Annotated in this window: 15 protein-coding genes; 3 read left to right on the top strand and 12 right to left on the bottom strand. The window is 60.9% G+C overall.

All coding sequences use genetic code 11. From position 1 onward, the window contains the following. Positions 1–12: 12 nt before the first annotated feature. Complete coding sequence (locus tag NKF27_RS16030) at positions 13–1,191, bottom strand: TauD/TfdA family dioxygenase (protein WP_253553165.1); 1,179 nt, start codon at positions 1,189–1,191, stop codon at positions 13–15. 164 nt (positions 1,192–1,355) lie between these two features. On the opposite strand from NKF27_RS16030, the gene NKF27_RS16025 reads away from it, so the two are divergent. The 3 genes from NKF27_RS16025 to NKF27_RS16015 all read left to right on the top strand — a co-directional run bounded on the left by NKF27_RS16025 (position 1,356) and on the right by NKF27_RS16015 (position 5,050). Next, entirely contained in the window at positions 1,356–2,234 is an 879-nt protein-coding gene (locus NKF27_RS16025) for a LysR substrate-binding domain-containing protein (protein ID WP_253553163.1), read from the top strand. A 236-nt stretch (positions 2,235–2,470) separates the two neighbouring features. After that, the gene (locus NKF27_RS16020; RefSeq protein ID WP_253553161.1) at positions 2,471–3,808 is read left to right on the top strand and encodes a glycosyltransferase; all 1,338 of its coding nucleotides are present in this window, start codon (positions 2,471–2,473) and stop codon (positions 3,806–3,808) included. 207 nt (positions 3,809–4,015) lie between these two features. Next, entirely contained in the window at positions 4,016–5,050 is a 1,035-nt protein-coding gene (locus tag NKF27_RS16015; RefSeq protein ID WP_253553159.1) for a sensor domain-containing diguanylate cyclase, read from the top strand. Between the two features lie 22 nt (positions 5,051–5,072). Here the strand turns inward: NKF27_RS16015 and NKF27_RS16010 are convergent, their stop codons facing one another. The 11 genes from NKF27_RS16010 to glcE form a co-directional block, all read right to left on the bottom strand. Next, entirely contained in the window at positions 5,073–7,442 is a 2,370-nt protein-coding gene (locus NKF27_RS16010) for a hypothetical protein (RefSeq protein ID WP_253553158.1), read from the bottom strand. Between the two features lie 61 nt (positions 7,443–7,503). Continuing rightward, entirely contained in the window at positions 7,504–8,001 is a 498-nt protein-coding gene (locus tag NKF27_RS16005; RefSeq protein WP_253553156.1) for a hypothetical protein, read from the bottom strand. Between the two features lie 290 nt (positions 8,002–8,291). After that, on the bottom strand, positions 8,292–8,999 hold the full coding sequence (locus NKF27_RS16000) for a TVP38/TMEM64 family protein (RefSeq protein ID WP_253553154.1): 708 nt from the start codon (positions 8,997–8,999) through the stop codon (positions 8,292–8,294). Further along, complete coding sequence (locus NKF27_RS15995) at positions 8,996–9,841, bottom strand: zinc-dependent peptidase (protein ID WP_253553152.1); 846 nt, start codon at positions 9,839–9,841, stop codon at positions 8,996–8,998. Before NKF27_RS15995 ends, NKF27_RS16000 begins: the two co-directional genes overlap by 4 nt. A 3-nt stretch (positions 9,842–9,844) precedes the next feature. Beyond that, positions 9,845–11,419, bottom strand: coding sequence for a bifunctional GNAT family N-acetyltransferase/carbon-nitrogen hydrolase family protein (locus NKF27_RS15990; protein WP_045991713.1), 1,575 nt, complete (start codon positions 11,417–11,419; stop codon positions 9,845–9,847). Positions 11,420–11,694: 275 nt separating this feature from the next. Then, positions 11,695–12,045, bottom strand: a complete 351-nt coding sequence (locus tag NKF27_RS15985; protein WP_108132416.1) for a hypothetical protein — start codon at positions 12,043–12,045, stop codon at positions 11,695–11,697. Positions 12,046–12,577: 532 nt separating this feature from the next. Beyond that, positions 12,578–12,892, bottom strand: coding sequence for a hypothetical protein (locus NKF27_RS15980; protein WP_045991716.1), 315 nt, complete (start codon positions 12,890–12,892; stop codon positions 12,578–12,580). 182 nt (positions 12,893–13,074) lie between these two features. Then, entirely contained in the window at positions 13,075–13,971 is an 897-nt protein-coding gene (locus NKF27_RS15975) for a DMT family transporter (RefSeq protein WP_253553151.1), read from the bottom strand. A gap of 141 nt (positions 13,972–14,112) precedes the next feature. Then, complete coding sequence (locus NKF27_RS15970; protein WP_253553149.1) at positions 14,113–14,514, bottom strand: heme-binding protein; 402 nt, start codon at positions 14,512–14,514, stop codon at positions 14,113–14,115. Positions 14,515–14,634: 120 nt separating this feature from the next. Further along, positions 14,635–15,867, bottom strand: a complete 1,233-nt coding sequence (gene glcF / locus NKF27_RS15965; protein ID WP_045991719.1) for a glycolate oxidase subunit GlcF — start codon at positions 15,865–15,867, stop codon at positions 14,635–14,637. A gap of 128 nt (positions 15,868–15,995) precedes the next feature. Beyond that, positions 15,996–17,081: a glycolate oxidase subunit GlcE gene (gene glcE, locus NKF27_RS15960; RefSeq protein WP_253553147.1), complete on the bottom strand. Its 1,086-nt coding sequence runs from the start codon at positions 17,079–17,081 to the stop codon at positions 15,996–15,998. Positions 17,082–17,122: the final 41 nt, after the last annotated feature.

The following is a 17,122-nucleotide window of genomic DNA, read 5'->3' as shown; positions in this document are numbered from 1 at the left end:
CTGCCGGCCCCGTCAGCCCTTGCGTGCCAGCACTCGCAGCCGGGATTCCAGCATGTCGCGGTCCAGGTAGGTGCCCTGGAGGTGACGCTCTCCGGTGGAGGGATCGAAGGCCTCACGTCCATGCAGTACCCGGCGGTTGTCGAAGGCCACCATCTGCCCGGGACGCAGGTCGAGGGCAATCTGATGCTGTGGTGCATGCAGCAGGGTCCAGAAGTGGTGGTAGGCCTCGTACCAGGGGGTGATCAGTTCGGCAGGCAGGTGCAGGGTGTCACGAATCCAGTTGTTGAAGCGAATCTCGCGGATGCGCCCATCCGTGCCGACGTCGATGACCGGCTCGCGGACGCCGATATCGTGTTCCTCGTCCTGGAAGCGAAAGTCGATGGCGGTCTCGGCCAGAAGCTGGAAGTGATCGGGGTTGGCCGCGCGCAGCGCCTCGGCGACCTGGATGCCGTCGGCGAAGATCGAGCCGCCGCCTTCGGCATCGTTCTTCAGGCAATACAGCAACTGCATGTCCGGCGGTTGGCGCCAGTTGGGCAGGTCGGTGTGCAGCGCCAGGGCAATCGAGGTGTAGGCCGCGTTGTTGGGGTTGGGCTTTGAAATGACGTCGAAACGAGCCCCAAAGTTGGTGGCCTTGAGCGGGCCAATGCGCCGTGCCAGGCGACTGACCTCCTCGAGTTCCAGCGGCCCCTCGTCGAGCAACACCAGACCGTCGCGCAGCAACGCCGTGATCCAGGCCTTTTCGCCGTTGCCCCCGGCTACCAGATCGGCATGCCGCACATGCTGGGGGGAAAACGGCGTCTGCCAGGCGACAGGCCGCGGCAGGCTGTCGATGACGGCCTCGCCGGGGCGACGCTGGTGCAGCCAGCCGGCGGCGAAGCGGCTGTGGTGTCCGTCCTGCCAGTCAAGGTGGAGCTGACCGTGCTCGATGCGGGCCTCGTCGAGCCCTGGAACGGCGGCCATCGGTGTGACCAGGCGTTCCCGGGTCAGCGGGTGGCGGCACTGATCACAGGCGCAGTGATCGCGCAGCCACAACAGAGGAAATTGTCCTCGGTCGCCGTTGTTCCAGACCAGCGAGAGACGCAAGCCTTCAGCGGCCACGTCGGTCAGCGTCAGGTGCTGGGGCCAGGGGGCCAGTTCGTGCATATCGATGTGGCCGGCGTCGGCGGTCGAGGTCAACGAGGTGGTGCTCATGGATGGCTCCCAGGTGACGAGTGTTGACGAAATAGGTGACGAGTGTTGACGCCGATGGTGGGGGCTCGAGGCGATGGCGACAAACGACTAATATGACGCCTTAGGCCAAGCCTGGCTTATGACTGTCTTTTTCATCGTCGCTAAACCACAGGGCCAGAAACTACATGCACCGACTTCCTCCTCTGCATTGGCTGCAGGCCTTCGAGGCCTCGGCAAGAACCCTGAGCTTTACCGCGGCGGGCCAGGAACTGTCGGTGACCCAGGCCGCCATCAGTCAACGTATTCGGCTGCTGGAGGACCGCCTGGGGCAACCGCTGTTCGTACGCCACCCACGTAGCCTGACGCTGACGCCGGCAGGCCAGGCCTGGTTGCCGAGCGTCCTGGAGGCCTTTGTACGACTCGATGAGGGCACCCTGGAGGTCTTCGGGGAGACCCCGGATCGTTCGGTGACGCTGCGCACCACTCCGGCGCTTCAAAGCCAATGGCTGGCGCCTCGTCTGGCACGATTTCACCTGGCCCACCCCGAGGTTACCGTGCGTGTCGTCAGCGCCGTCTGGAGCTCGGATTTCGGTGCCGAAGGAGCCGATATCGAACTGCGCTACGGCCAGGGGGAGTGGCGCGGCATGGAGTCGATCTCCCTGGGTGCGTCGTCGTTGTTGCCGGTCTGTACGCCGTCGCTGGCAGAACTGCTCGTCTCGCCGGATGCCCTGGCCGGGCAGACCCTGCTCCACGCGGCGGGCTTCGCGGTCGGCTGGCCAGCCTGGCTCGAGCATGCCGGGTGCAAGGACGTGTCGAGCCACTGTCACAGTCTGATCTGCGACAACCTGTCCATGGTGATGGCGCTGGCCAGACAAGGGGCGGGGGTGGCGCTGGTGCACCGCTGCCTGCTGGAAGATCCCCAGGGTCTGGTTACCCCTTTCGATATCGAGGTGCCCTCTCGCGAAGGATTCTGGTTGTGTCGGCCGCACAACGAACCGGGCAGCGTCGAAAGCGAACGGCTATGGCGCTGGCTGGCGGGCGAAGTAGCGCCAGGCCCATCGTGACAACTTTGTCGGCAAGAGGTCAGGCCTCGGCACTTTGTTCCAGGCGGGCTGGGGCTGAACCGATCGAGTCGGTATGATCGTGGTCGCTGAACGGGCGCTATTGTTTACGGGCGTAGGCGCTCGTCAGAGCATAGAATTGAGAGGGAGGGCGCGATCCTGCCTTCGTCTGCACCGCCCCCCGGGATTTGCGTCGCCGGGGTGCGGCCCATGATCTGTTTCAGGAGACTGCTGCCACCGTGAATGTGCTGATGTTCACCAACACCTATGCGCCGATCGTCGGTGGTGTCAGCGAGTCCGTGCAGCGCCTGAAGCACCAGTTGCAGCGGGCGGGACATCGTGTACTGGTGGTGGCGCCTCGGCTGGAAGGGCAGCCGCAACACGAGTCGGACGTGGTGCGTGTCGTCGCGGTGCAGCACTTCAATGGCAGCGACTTCTCGCTGCCGGTGCCGATTCCCGGACAACTGTTCGACGCCATCGAGGCCTTCGAGCCGGACATCGTGCATTCCCACCATCCCTTCCTGCTGGGCGACACCGCGGCACGTGCGGCGGAAACCTATGGCCTGCCGCTGGTGTTCACCCACCACACGCTGTACGAGCACTACACCCACTACGTGCCGGGGGATTCCTCGCGGATGCAGCGCTTTGCGGTGGCGCTGGCGACCCAGTACACCTGGCTGTGCGATGAGGTGATTGCCCCCAGCGAGAGCGTCAAGCAACTGCTGGTCCAGCGCGCCGGTAACCCGGACATGACGGTGGTGCCCAGCGGGGTGGATACCGCACGCTTTGCAACGGGCAAGCGCGATCGCTGGCGGGATCACTTCGCGATCCCCACCGATGCCCGGGTGATCGGTCATCTCGGGCGGCTGGCCAGAGAAAAGAACCTGGCATTTCTGGCGGGTGCGGTGTGTAAAGCGCTGGCCGAGGATGGCGAGGCCAGGTGGCTGGTGGTAGGGGACGGGGATGCCCGAGAAGCGGTGGAAGCTGCCGCCGATCGTCATGGGGTGAGCGAGCGCGTCTGTTTTACCGGCTGCCTGCACGGGCAGGCGCTGATCGACGCCTACCATGCCATGGACGTCTTTGCCTTTGCATCACACAGCGAGACCCAGGGCATGGTGGTGGCAGAGGCGATGGCGGCGGGGCTGCCGGTGGTGGCCCTCGATGCCCCGGGCGTCCGTGAAGTCGTGCGAGATGGCGAGAATGGACGTCTGCTGGCGCACGAGGATGAGCAGGACTTCGCCCTGGCCCTGGCCGAATGTACCGACGCCCGCTATTGGCCGTCTTTGCACGAGGCCGCCCTGAGCACGGCCCAGGCCTACGACGAGGCGCGCTGCGCCGAGCGCTGCCTGCGGGTCTACCGCCTGGCGATCGCCCGGGGTGGCCCCTTCACCCACGCCGATGACGGCGGCTGGGAGCGCGTACGCAGCCGCCTGGGCGCAGAGTGGCAGATGCTGCGCTACCGTGGGAGGGTGCTGCGCCACCTGGTCCAGGAGGAGTGGCGTGAAGAGTGGCGTGAAGAGCGGCCTTCCTGGTGGCCCGGCCAGCACGAAGACGAGCCCGAACTGCCGTCGAGATGACGCCGCCTGGTGAGACAGAGTTATTGGGCTTGGGCGCACAAAATGTGCCGAACAGTGCGTTACTTCATTTTATGCTCATGTGGTTCGTGTTTCACCTGGGGAGCAAGATAGAATCTCTCAAGGCTTCGTTTCTTCGGTTGGATAGAGCGACCAGCGCTCGGTGAGGGTAAGACGGTGGAACAGACAGGTCAGGACAGCAAACGATCATTGGCGACCCAGCGTGATGACGACGCCGTGTCCCTGCGCGCGGATCTGACCATCGAGTTACCGATACGCTTCGTGCATGAGCTGTCCGCGGCCGAATCGCTCCAGGACGTGCTGGATACGGTGGCACGCTGGTCAAGTACGGTGTTTGGCGCCAACCGCGCTTCCATCACTCTGGCGCAGTCCGAGACCGAGCTGACCCTGATCGCCATGGAAGGTAACAACGCCATCCCGATGGATCAGCCTGTGCCGATCTACGGCACCATGGTCGGACGTGTCTATCGCACTCGTCAGGCGGAGTACGCCGAGCGTTTTGACGGGAGTCCCGATCTCGACTGCCAGATGCTCAGTGCCAAGGGGCTGGGGTGCTGTCTCGATGTCCCGATGATCAGCGGCAGTCGCTGCGTGGGCACCATGAACATCGCCCACGAAAGCCCGAATGCCTTCACCGATGAAGATCGTGAGCGCCTTCAGGCCATGGCCCACTGGGTCGCCGCCAGCATACGCATCCATCATCAGATCGAAGAGATGGAGGTGTTGTCCGAGACCGACCCCCTGACTGGGGTGTGCAATCGTCGCGCCTTTGCTACCCGTTTTGCCACCCTGGCCAAGCGCTGGCAGCGCGGCAAGGGAACGCTGGGTGTCGCGCTGGTCGATCTCGATCACTTTAAGTCGATCAACGATACCTACGGCCATGAATCCGGGGACAGGGTGCTGGTCGCCGTGGCCAAGGCGCTCGACGCAAGCTTTCGCAAGTCGGACCTGATCGCCCGAATGGGGGGAGAGGAGTTTTGCGTGGTCATGGCGGACGTCGACAAGCCTGCCTTGATGTCTGCCCTCGAGCGTTTCAACCTTGCCCTGTCCGAGCTGGAGATACCCGTCGCCGACAGCGTGATACGCGTCACCGCCAGTATCGGTGCGTTGCTGATCGACAGTGACAGCGCTGACCTCGACAGCCTGGTCAACCAGGCCGATCAGGCGATGTACAAGGCCAAGACCAATGGTCGAAACCGAGTCGAGTTCGTGCACGTGATCTAGTTGTCGAGGCTGCATTATTACCTCAACAGTCGCTTTCGTTCACCTCCTTCTCCACGACCAAATGGAAGTCTGATGGCTCCCCAAAGGGGACTACCTCGATTTCGAAGATATCATTGACTTCTGCGCAGAAAGTTGCACGCTCTTCCTCGTTATCCGCGTTGGTGCTCTCGGCAGCAATGTCGCCATCTTTTCGAATATACAAGTCAAGATCGGCTGTCATGTTGTCAAGTCTCACGTGATAGGTACCAGCCGTTTCGGCTTTATAGAAAAAGTTTCCCTGGGACTCCAAGGGGGCATCCGATTGAAAGGTCAGGTCGAGCGGCAGATATATTGGCTCTGTGGCGAGTAGTCTTATGGACACGTCACTTTCGTCGAAGCTATCCAAGTAGGGGCGGATAAGCAGTTGGTACGGTCCACCTTTCTGCAGGGGGGCGCTGGCCGTTTCTACTGCTGGGTCTTTAGCTGTTCCAGCACTTGCATCGTCAATATTTTCGTCGAAAATTTCCTCACTCTTAGAATTTAGCAAGTTAAGGGTGACGTCTGCGGAACTGCTGACAGTTGCGGTAAATAAACTAAAGGAATCGATGTTAAACTGGCAGGAGATTTCCTGGGAAGACTTTCCATCTATAGTCGCTGCTGCACCTATCTTTCCAGGTGTAAGAAGAGGTGGCACAGACTGAGCTGAAAGATATTGGGTTTGACCATCAATAGAACAGTATAGTGCCCAAGGTTTTTTGGTATCCAAGCTCAACCCAAGGGTATCGCTCTGGTCGCCAGTCCCTGTTGAAATTTTCGGTTCGAATAGGGTAAGGTCAAGTTGGTAGTCTCCTTGAGGGAGTCGTTGGGTCGTCCATTCTTGATGTCCTTCATCTCCGCTACCTAGTTCTGCATTATCTCTCGTTCCGAGCCTGGTGTCCGGTACGCGAATGAGTTCGTCATCATCGCCTACCTGATATAAGCTCAGGCAGCCAAGGTCATCGGCTGAAAGGCTGGAAAATCTAATGCTGCCTTCTTCATCGAGTTGAATTCTTCGACTGAAAATGGCTGAGTTTTCCATATCCAGAGACCAGTCAAGCGGGGTGTCAATAGACAATTTCCCATCATGCGTTGAAGTCTCCGCTGAATTCTCATCTTTCCATATATAAAATCTGCTAACAGAAGGACTGATGGAGAGTGGGTGGTTGGCTGGATGATCAATAGTCGTCCATGTCCCATCGTCAGTATCCGGGGTCCAGTTGTACGCATGAAAATATGGAAGATTGCGGTTTTGAACGTTTTGTAGCGTTACTAGTCGTGTGCTGTTTAGCTGGATGCCATTTCTGGAAGTTTCGTCAATGTCATTGTCAGTGTCATTCATACGCTGCATGATGATAGTTGTTGCTGGATCGGACTCTGATATATTGGTTTGTTGGTTATCAAGTAGTGAAAGTTTACCAGAGGTTGTGTTTATTGTGATGAGTGTCTCTTGGTCGTCTGGAAGTGGATAGGTGTTGCTATAATGGCTTGTGTAGGAAATTCCATAGTCTTCTACTTTGCAAGAGTCAGGCAGCATGGTTACTCGGCGTGCTCTATCAGGAAGGGAATCAAGCTTCGTTGAATTCGCTGTGGTGCTGTTGGAATCCTGTCCGCAGCCTTCTGGTATTTCATATTCCACCAGATTTCTGAACTCTAGTCCGGAGTGGCATAGAGATTCGTGAATCGGTTTTGCCTCTTCCTTTGTCCACTGTCCTCCCTCTCTCATGGTTTCTGCTGCAATGGCCAGGTGTGGGTCGAGGGTAGCTACTATATGGGTCTGCAACGTTGTTTCAGACTGTGGTTGATCCCATGCATCCTGGCGAACAGTTGACTCAGCCATTGTATATGGAAAGTAGCTCATTAATGGGTTTATACCACAGCGTTCTATCAAAGATCGCATCAGTGCTTCATTTCCATTTAAAATCGCATGGCTAAGGAGAGGTAACGAAGTAAACTTCTGATTAAGGTTTTGTGATAGAGATATTTCATCATGAAATAGTGCGCAGTTCGTAGGCTGATTATCTGAGAAAAAATTTGGGTCAAGCGTTTCTAGAAATTTTCGGACGCGCAGACATTCGGTGGAGCCTTGCATATTCTCGTCGTCACAATAGATATCCCCTGTATCAATGCGCCTTAGGACCATGTTGATGAGAGGTTCGTTATTACTCCCTTCGACTGGTTGACCAAGAGAGAAGAAAATATCCTCGTTGTCAATATTTGCTCTTCTGAATAGCTCTATGGATCTGGGTGAAAGCAAATATATGGCACTTTGTAGTGATGCCATGGAAAAGCTGAGACCAGCCTGACGAAGTTCTTCCTGTGCGATATCAGATTCGCGAATATCTTGACTTCGCCCAAGCGAGACAAGGAGAGCCATGAGGCCTACGATAAATAGCGGGACCAATACGCGAGAGGACAAGAAAAATGGCATGTGTTCATCAGTCGAGGGCCGGCTCTTGTTCGAAAATTCTCTGTCTGTCCCTTTCTGGCAAAGTACAAGTAAGCAGTATATGGCTGCTAGAGAAAGTGACAGCATGAGAATGAAATACAAAATCCATAGTAAAGGAGAGTTTACTGGAGGAAAATCTTTTGAAACATATAGAAGGTCGAATATTATTGCTAGAAGTAAAGAAATAAGTGGAAGGATGGAAAAAAAAGTAAAGTGTCCCCCTGCTCGGATTTTTTTTGCAGTTTTCATTATTTTTTTTAGCTTGTGTTTTTGGTATGAATGTTGAAATGTAGGTATATATAAGTCCGGCGACAGCCATCGCCATAAGGCCGATCCCGAGGGAGAAAGCATGCTTTAGATAGACCAAAAAAAATGGGTCTATTCGAAGAAAGATTTCAATGATCCCCCAGAGCGCCGCTACCGAAGCAGCGGAGTAAGCCGCCGTGGTGAAGATGGGATGGTTGTCAATGACGGGAGGGGAAGCCATGACTGTCTCCTTGCCACTGCTGAATTTGCCACCATGCTGTTCTATCGACGTCAAAGGCGCGTCAAAGGCGCGTCAAAGGCTTGCTCGAGAGCGCATGGAACACCCTGATGCTCTAGAGCAAGGCCCGGGCGTAGGCCGAGCGGCAAAGAGCACAGATATTGTTCTCTTGAGTACAGTTTAGACAGGAGAGGGTAAAGTGTTGCTTTTTTTGTGCGGAACTCGGCGTAGGTTCGAGGTGCTCCACTTTATTCTTTTTATGATGCAAGTCTTATTTGGTGTGTGGAAGGACGCTAGCGACCGGGTTTTGGTTGATCGTCAGTCCGATCGGCCTTTCTCCCGTCGGCCCAGCGCTTGAGTCCGACCAGCAGGCCGACACCCAGCGCCAGGCCACCCAGCGCATAGAAGATCTCGCTGCGACTGTCGGCGGTGATCAACTCGCCCAACTGGCTGCCGAGCAGGGTGACCCCGGCCAGGCCCGGGGCGATGCCCAGGGTGGAACCGATCAGGTAGTCGCGAAAGCGCAGATGGAAGGCTCCGGCCATCATGTTGGTCAGGGTGAAGGGGGCCAGCGGCAGCAGGTTGACCAGCGTCATGGTGCGGATGCCGCGTCCCGACAGGTAGCGTGACAGGCCGTTCAAGCGCTTTCCCCCGTAGCGCAACAGCGCATCGCGGCCAAGCTTGCGACCGACCCACCAGGTCAGGCAGGAGGCCGACAGGGTACCGATCAGGGCGTAGCCGAAGCCCCACCAGGGGCCAAATACCAGCCCGGTCGCTGCCACCAGCAGACTCAGCGGAAACATCACAAGCGATAGCCCTGCATAGACAGCAGCCACCACGACGATGGCCCAGGGGCTGTCGCGCCACGCCGTGCCACCCTGGGAAAGCTTCATCAGGGTGTCGACGGTAAGCAGGTCATGCATGGCCAGCCACTGCCAGGTCAGTCCCAGCGCTGCCAGCACGGTGATGGCCAGGGTCGGCAGTAGCCAGCGCCTCGTCATCGGGGGGATTCCTGAGTGGCGGGTGAGGGTGCGGGATGGTCGTTATCGGCAGTCAGCGCCCATGTGAGGGGCTGCTGCTGAAAGTAGCGACAGAGCAGATCGTAGAGTCCCGGGTAGGCCTCCATCAGACGGTCGGGGGCGCTGAAGAAGGTCTCGCAGCAGACGGCAAAGCACTCGCCGGGATGGCTCGCGGCGTAGTCATCGATGGGCGTGGGGTCGCCTGCTTCGAGGCGCTTTTGCAGATCCTGCCAGACCGCCGTGAACTCGCGATGCCACTCCCTGGAGGCGATGGTGACCGGCAGTGGTGGAAATCCGTCGACGTCCTGAGAATTGCCCATGTCGAGCTTGTGGGCGAATTCATGGATGACCACGTTGAAGCCATCCAGGCCACCGCTCTCGACCAGATCGGGAAAGGCGATCACCACCGGCCCCTGGTAGAAGGTCTCGCCGGCGCGCTCGTCCTCGTAGACGTGCATCACCCCGGCCTCGTCCATCTCTTCGACCTGGCGACGAAAGGCGTCGGGCAACACCAGTACTTCGTGCACGTTGGCAAAGGCTTCCTGGTGCTCGTGCTCACTCCAGCCCAGCGTCAACAGGCAGGCCTGGGCCGCCAGGGCCAGGCGTTCCTCGCTATCCAGTGCCGCAGGGTCCAGGTCCGGGTGCAGGCTCAGACGCTTGTCGTGAAGAAACCGCCAGGCGCGCTGACCCAGGTGCTGGGCCGAAGCCTCGGGCACCCGGGCCAGCAAGGGCAGCCGCGCCCGCGCGCCTGCCCAGGTGTCAGCGGGGAAGGGATGGCGGGCATCGAAGCGGGCCGCCCGCCAGCGCTTGAGTCGTGACAACACAGCCTAGCTGTCGTCCTGGTCCCTGGCGCCGGACTTCCACGACCAGTCGCGCAGGCGCAGGTCGAACAGGTCCTTGCGGCGGTCCTTGAGGTTGGTCACCGAGCCCTCGGCGCGCACCACGGTCAACCGCGACAGATCCAGGTCGGAGAACATGATCATCTCGGTGTTGGGGGTGGTCTCTGCCATCACTGCGTCGTGGGGGAAGGCGAAGTCGGAAGGCGAGAACACCGATGACTGGGCGTACTGGATGTCCAGGTTCTCGATGGACGGCACATTGCCGACGCTACCGCACAGCACCACGTAGCATTCGTTCTCGATGGCTCGGGCCTGGGCGCAGTGACGAACCCGCAGATAGCCGTTCTTGGTGTCGGTCCAGAAGGGCACGAACAGCAGGTCCATGTCCTGATCGGCGAGCAGTCGGCCCAGCTCCGGGAACTCCACGTCGTAGCAGATCAGGATGCCGATGCGTCCGGCATCCGTCTGGAATACGCACAGATCCTCGCCGCCCTCGATCACCCAGTCGCGGCGCTCCTGGGGGGTGATATGCAGCTTGGCCTGGCGCTCGATGGAGCCGTCGCGGTGGCACAGGTAGGCCACGTTGTAGAGGCGTCCGTCGTCACCTTCCTCGATCATCGATCCGGCGATGATGTTGATGTTATAGGCCACCGCCATGCGCGACATTTCGGTCTTGAAGCGCTCGGTGAAGCCGGCCAGAAAGCGGATGGCCGCCATCTGGTCCTGCTGGGCGGCGCGGTCCTGAAGGCCCATCAGCGGTGCATTGAACAGCTCCGGGAAGACCGCAAAGTCGCTCTGGTAGTCGGACAAGGCATCGACGAAGTACTCGACCTGCTGCAGCACCGCCTCCACCGAGGCGAACTCGCGCATCTGCCACTGCACGGCGCCGACTCGAACCTGGGTCGGACGACTTTCCAGCATGCGTTCGGCCGGCTCGAACAGGATGTTGTTCCACTCGAGCAGGGTCGCGTAGCCCTGGGACTTCTCGTCTTCCGGCAGATACTTGCGCAGCAGGCGCTTGACCTGGAAGTCGTTGGACAACTGGAACGACAGGATCGGGTCATGCAGCTCCTTGCGCGAGACCTTGTCGATGTACTCGCTCGCCGACATGCTGTCGGCCACCCGGTGATACTCGGGGATGCGTCCGCCGGCCAGGATGGCCTTGAGGTTGAGCTGGCGACAGACCTCCTTGCGCGCCTCGTAGAGGCGACGGCCAAGCCGATAGCCGCGGTAGTCGGGGTCGATCAGCACGTCGATGCCGTACATGGCATCGCCGTCCTTGGCGTTCTGGATCGTCTCGCGCTTGCCGATCAGGTCGTCGTACTTGTGCGGGTTGGAGAACTCCTCGTAGTCGACCAGGGCGGTAAGCGCCACGCCGATGACCCGGCCGTCGTCCTCGATGACGATCTGGCCGTCAGGAAACTCCGCCACCAGCCTGTCGATGGTGATCCTGGGCCAGGCTCCGCCGATGTCGTGGTAGACCTTGTCCATCAGCCCCTTGAGCTGAGGGTAGTCGTCACAGGTGAGGTTGCGGAGATTGAGCTGAAGATCATCGAGGGACATGAAGCGTTCCTCCGGAAATGGACCGCATAGTCTAACATGCCGCCCAGGGCAAGGCGGAACGAGGTGTGCAGCATAGCGCAAAAGCATAAGCGTTATGCATCTAAAGCTCGGGGGGCAGTAGTGCACATCAAGGGAAGCATGAAGCGCTGGAGAGAGCGCTGGAGAGAACGCGTCCAACAAACAGCGGGCCTTGCCACGACAAAGGCCCCGCCGTAGCGGAGCCTTGGGGTGCTGCGCGCAAGCTCTGCAGCGCAGGTGTCCTGCAATCTGGAGGCTTAGACGTCGTTTTCCGGCTCGTTGGCCGAATCGACACCGCTGTCTTCCACCAGGTCGCCCTCGTCCAGCGCCGACTGGCTGTCGCTGGCGGAAGCGTCGTCGCTGGGCGCGTGGTTGGAGTCGACACCGCCATCCTTGACGATCTCGCCTCCGGGAATGGCGCCATCTTCGCCCTCGGCCTTCGCTGAATCGTTGGAGGAGTCGACGCCGCTATCTTCAGGCATGACTTGCTCCTGCTTCATCTCTTCGTCTCCCTCGGCGTGGTGATCGGCCAGGGCGGCGCTGGAGAACAGGCCGATCAAGCCGGCCAGGGCGAGGCGCTTCAGCAGTGTGGTCTGGTAGGTGTTCATCGTAGTACCTCCGGGTTGTAGCTGTTGATGATGCTCTGATGACGGCCCAACGGCATTCCCGTCGTCGACCTTCCGTTGTCCGTCGCGTCATGCGGGGACTGAAGGTGGGGGGCGGGATGTGGGGCGGGTCGTGAGCAGGCCTGCTCGCGACATATTGCGTCACCTTCCTGGTGACGCCATCGAGTGGGTGGCCTGAGCCCTTCCGTGGGCCCTGTGTTCTTCCCTGTCGGTGTCGGGCACTGAGCCTGTCCGCTGGCTCTGTTGGGCTTCCTGCCCAGCGGTTCTTTCCTGGAACCTCTTGCGGCCATCCTGGCCGCTATCACGCGGCGATGACTGCCACGCGGCTGTTCGGGTCAAGGCCTGGGCCCTTCCGTGGGCCCCGAGATCGTCCATGGGGATATCGGGCGCGAGCCTGTCCATCGCTCAGTCGTGGGCGTCCTGCCCTGCGGTTCCTTCCTGGAACCACCGGCAGCCATCCTGGCCGCCATGCCGTGGCGAGTCCCTGCCACTGTGACCATCCGTGGCCTGGCGATTATTCGGTGTCGTTGGCGGAGTCGACGCCGCTATCCTCTGCCAGCTCACCCTTCGGCTGGGTCTCGGACATGCTGTCGTCGGCTTGCTCGGCGCTGTTGGAAGAGTCTACGCCACCGTCTTCGACGAGGGGCTTGTCGGCATTCATGGCGCTGTCATCGGCCATGCTGGAAGAGTCTTGCTGTTCGGTCACATTGTTTGAGGTATCGACGCCGCTTTCCTGGGCTTCGTTTTCCTCATGGTGAGCGGCCATGGCCATGCTGGAGAACAGCGCCATTGTGCTCATGAGTGCTGCGGCCTTGACGATGTGTTTCATGCGGAACCTCTCGTCGCTGGATTTGCAGAGGCCGTTGGCGTCCTGTGCTCAACGGTTGTACTAAACCTATACAACGCATGGTGGTTTTGCAAATACGGACGTTATTCTTGTCTAACTATGGTTAGCCGTTTCAGCGACATCTTGACGTCCTCGGCCCTTGTGACGGGGCCGCGGGACGAAAGTCAGCGGGCCTCGCCGTGACGGCGGATCGGCTGCCGGAAGGTCTGGGCCGTCAGTACGCCGGCAAGCACCAGAGCGCCGCCGCTGAGGTGGTACCAGCCAAGCCGTTCGCCGAGCCAGAGCATGGCGATCAGGGCGCTGAACAGCGGCATCAGATTGATGAAGATGCTGGCGCGGCTGGCGCCGATGTGGCGAATCGCGAACATCCACAGATAGGTGGTGATGATAGAGGCGGGAATGCCGGCGTACAGGATCAGGCCGGCGTTGCTTGTGTCGATCGGTGTCATTGGGCCCAGCAGGTAGGCCGGCAGCAACAGCAGGACGGCGAACATCGCTTGAACGTAGAGCATGACCCAGGGCGATATGGCAAGCGGCCAACGCTTGAGCATGACCCCGTAAAGAGCGTAGCAGGTCGCGGCCACCACCATCAGCGCATCGCCAGGGGCCACTTCCAGATTGGCCAGGACGGCGATGTCACCTCGGCCGAGTAGCCACAGCACGCCAGCGAGAGCCATCACGCCGCCCAGGCAGCCGCCCCAGCTAGGTGGCTCACGCAGCACTAGGGCGCTGAGCAGAATCGTCAACAGCGGCACCATGGCCGCCAGAATGCCCATGTTGGTGGCGCTGGTAGAGGCCGCCGCGACGTAGGCCAATCCTTGCCACAGGGCCATGCCCAGCAGTCCCAGAAGCGCAAGCTTGGGCCAATGCGCGGCGATGGCGTGTCGCTCGCGCCAGCTCTGGCGCCAGACGAAGGGCGTCAACACGGCCACCGCCAGTAACCAGCGCAGGAAGGCGATGCTGCTGGGGGCGATGGTGCCGACGGTCAGCTGGTTGATGGTCATGTTGCCGGACCAGATCAAGACGGCGCCCAGGGGGGCCAGAAAGGGCAGGAGGGGCATCGGGACGGGTCCATGTCATCGAGAAGGTCTGGCGGAAAAGGCACCGCCGCCAGTCAAGGCGGCGGTCGATAACGCAATACCAGTTGTACAGCAGGCTTGTACAGGATTCGAGTGACGTATCACTGTGTCCTGCCCAGGCGTTTAGCCGATAGCGGCGGCACCGGCCTTGGCGACCTGGATGTCCTGGTCCGGCTTGACGCCGGAGATGCCAACGGCACCGGCCACCTGGCCGTCGATGATCACCGGTACGCCACCGGACATCAGGCCCTCCATGGGCGCCGACAGGAAGGCGTTGCGGCCGCCGTTGATCATGTCTTCGAAGACCTGGGTCTCCTTGCGACCGATGGCGGCGGAGCGGGCCTTGGCCATCGCGACGTCGGCACTGAACGGTGCAGCGCCATCGAGACGGCGCAGGCCCAGCGGGTAGCCGCCATCATCGCTGACGACGATGGTCACGGCGAAGCCATTGGCCTCGGCTTCCTTCTGGGCAGCGTCGAGGATGGCGTTGACCTGGGACTGGTCGAGGTAAGGCTTGGTCAGCATGGGGAGTCCTTGTGATTGAGGGTTGTGGTTAATATGGAAAATATTTTCGTTTTTAGTCTAGGCGCTCTGGGCCTGTCTGACCAGAGCCTCGTCCACGATCTCGATCCAGTGGCTCTCGCGCTAGCCTAGCGCTTCATCGACGATCTCGATCCAGTGGCGCACCGGGGTGCGGTTGGTGGCGGCGAGATGGGTCTGGCACCCAATGTTCGCGGTGACAACCACCTCCGGCTTGCCTTCCTCCAGCGCGTCCATCTTGTTGTCACGCAACTGGCGTGACAGTTCGGGCTGGGTGATCGAGTAGGTGCCGGCGGAGCCACAGCAAAGGTGACCATCTCGCACCGGCGTCAGGGTGAAGCCCATCCTGGTCAGTACCGTTTCCACCGCGCCGTTGAGCTTCTGGGCGTGCTGCAGGGTGCAGGGGCAATGGAAGGCCAGGCGCTGGTCGGCGCGCACGTCGAGGGTTGTCAGGTCTTCCTGCCCCAGCACCTCGACCAGGTCCTTGGCGGCCTCGCTGACCCGGCGTGCCTTCTCGGCATAGTCGGGGTCGTCGGCCAGCACTTCGACATACTCCTTGACGAAGGCGCCGCAGCCGCTGGCGGTCTGGATGATGGCCTCGCAACCGGCGTCCAGGTGAGGCAGCCAGGCGTCGATGTTGCGTCTGGCTCGCTCGCGTCCGGCTTCCTGGGCGTTCAGGTGAAAGTCGATGGCGCCGCAGCAGCCGACCTCGGGGGCAGGCGTCAGGCCGATCCCCAGGCGGTCCAGCACGCGAGCAGTGGCGGCATTGGTGTTGGGCGAAAGACCAGGCTGCACGCAGCCTTCGAGAATCAGCATCTGGCGCGGATGACGCTTGCCGTCGGGGCGCTTGCCAGCGTCGACCGGGGCCGGGGGCATCTTGCTCTTGAGCGCCCCGGGGACCAGCGGCTTGAAGGTCTGGCCCAGCGCCAGCAGGGCCTTGAACCGGCCGGGCTCGACCAGTGCCTTGCGCAGGCCGAAGCGAAGCGCCTTGTCGGAGGTGCTGCGCGGCACACGCCGCTCGATCTCGGCGCGGCCGATATCCAGAAGCTTGTGGTACTCGACGCCTGAGGGACAGGTCGTTTCGCAGTTGCGACAGGTGAGGCAGCGGTCGAGGTGAAGACGGGTTTCCTCGGTGATCTGGTCGTCGTCTTCAGGACTTTCGAGCATCTCCTTCATCAGGTAGATGCGGCCGCGCGGACCGTCGCGCTCATCGCCAAGCAACTGGTACGTCGGGCAGGTGGCATTGCAGAAGCCGCAGTGGACGCAGCTTCTCAGGACTCTGTCGGCCTCGCGAATGTGCGGCTTCTCGAGGTCTTTTTCGCTGAAATGGGTCTGCATGTTGTTATCCGCTAGTCATGGTCGAGGCCCGGACCGTCGCCGGGGCCAAACGGGGGATCAGGTCGTCTGTCGATGGCTTTCCGATCATGCCGCCTTCGCCGGGCGGCTGTGATCGTTCAGCGCCCGGTCTACCAGTCCGGATACAGTCGGCGCGGATTGAAGATGCCGTCGGGATCGAGCTTACGTTTCACCCGCTCGTGGTACTTGGCGACCACCGGCTGCAGTGGCGTGAAGGGCTCGGCGGTGCCCGGTGTGAAGCAGGTGGCGTGGCCACCTGCCTGGGCGACGGCGTCACGCAGCGACTCGGCGTCGACTTGCCCCTTGAGCCAGCGCTGATTGCCGGCCCAGTCGAGCAGCAGTTGATGTGGCTCGACGTCGGCGATGTCCAGGCTCGGGGTATTGGTCGGCAGGCTGATCCGCCACAGCGGCGTGCTGGCGTCGCTGAAGAAGGGCAGCGACAGCTCTCTGAGCTCGCGCCAGAAGTCGGCCTCGAGGGTGTCCCCGCCGATCGCCTCGCGGGTGGCGGCCACCGAGCTTGCACCGCCTTCGAGACGCAGATGCAGGGCGCCACTGTGCCAGGCCGCTGCGCTCAAGGGGAGCGGCTTGCGTCCCCATTCGGCCAGACGACTCAGAGCCTCTGACTGGGACATTTCCAGACGCAGGCTGGCGCTGGCGGTGGGTAGCGGCAGCACCTTGAGGGTGACTTCGGTGATCAGTCCCAGGGTGCCCTGGGCGCCGACCATCAAGCGTGACAGGTCGTAACCTGCCACGTTCTTCATGACTTCGCCGCCGAAGCGCTGTTCACGCCCCTGGTGATCGAGTACCCGCAGGCCCAGCACGAAGTCTCGCACCGAGCCGGCCCAGGGGCGGCGGGGCCCGGACAGTCCGGCGGCGATGGTGCCGCCGACGGTGGCCTCGGCACCAAAGTGTGGGGGTTCGAAGGGCAGCATCTGGCCCTGGTCGGCCAGCGCCTCCTCGAGTTCGGAGAGAAGGGTGCCGGCACGCACCGAGACAATCAGCTCGACCGGATCGTAGCTGGTGATACCGCGGTGTTCGCGGGTGGATACCGGCGTACCTTCCACCGGGCGGCCATAGAAGGCCTTGGTGTTGCCGCCGACGATGCGAAGCGGACGTTCGGCGCTTGCCGACTGGATCGCTTCGGACAGAGCCGCCAGGCCGTCGAAGGCGGAAGGGGAAACGTCATTGTTGGACATGGTGGTACCTGAATTCCGACAAAGAGGGACAAACGTCGACA

This window comes from Halomonas sp. DN3, from assembly GCF_024137905.1.
Lineage (GTDB): Bacteria > Pseudomonadota > Gammaproteobacteria > Pseudomonadales > Halomonadaceae > Halomonas > Halomonas litopenaei.
This window is presented reverse-complemented; position numbering and strand designations above follow the sequence as displayed.

Bases quoted from the DNA above. Each gene is read 5' to 3' on its own strand.
- NKF27_RS16030 (WP_253553165.1), bottom strand. From the start codon at position 1,191: ATGAGCACCACCTCGTTGACCTCGACCGCCGACGCCGGCCACATCGAT.
- NKF27_RS16025 (WP_253553163.1), top strand. From the start codon at position 1,356: ATGCACCGACTTCCTCCTCTGCATTGGCTGCAGGCCTTCGAGGCCTCG.
- NKF27_RS16010 (WP_253553158.1), bottom strand. From the start codon at position 7,442: ATGGCTCTCCTTGTCTCGCTTGGGCGAAGTCAAGATATTCGCGAATCT.
- NKF27_RS16005 (WP_253553156.1), bottom strand. From the start codon at position 8,001: ATGGCTTCCCCTCCCGTCATTGACAACCATCCCATCTTCACCACGGCG.
- NKF27_RS16000 (WP_253553154.1), bottom strand. From the start codon at position 8,999: ATGACGAGGCGCTGGCTACTGCCGACCCTGGCCATCACCGTGCTGGCA.
- NKF27_RS15990 (WP_045991713.1), bottom strand. From the start codon at position 11,419: ATGTCCCTCGATGATCTTCAGCTCAATCTCCGCAACCTCACCTGTGAC.
- NKF27_RS15985 (WP_108132416.1), bottom strand. From the start codon at position 12,045: ATGAACACCTACCAGACCACACTGCTGAAGCGCCTCGCCCTGGCCGGC.
- NKF27_RS15980 (WP_045991716.1), bottom strand. From the start codon at position 12,892: ATGAAACACATCGTCAAGGCCGCAGCACTCATGAGCACAATGGCGCTG.
- NKF27_RS15975 (WP_253553151.1), bottom strand. From the start codon at position 13,971: ATGCCCCTCCTGCCCTTTCTGGCCCCCCTGGGCGCCGTCTTGATCTGG.
- NKF27_RS15970 (WP_253553149.1), bottom strand. From the start codon at position 14,514: ATGCTGACCAAGCCTTACCTCGACCAGTCCCAGGTCAACGCCATCCTC.
- glcF (WP_045991719.1), bottom strand. From the start codon at position 15,867: ATGCAGACCCATTTCAGCGAAAAAGACCTCGAGAAGCCGCACATTCGC.
- glcE (WP_253553147.1), bottom strand. From the start codon at position 17,081: ATGTCCAACAATGACGTTTCCCCTTCCGCCTTCGACGGCCTGGCGGCT.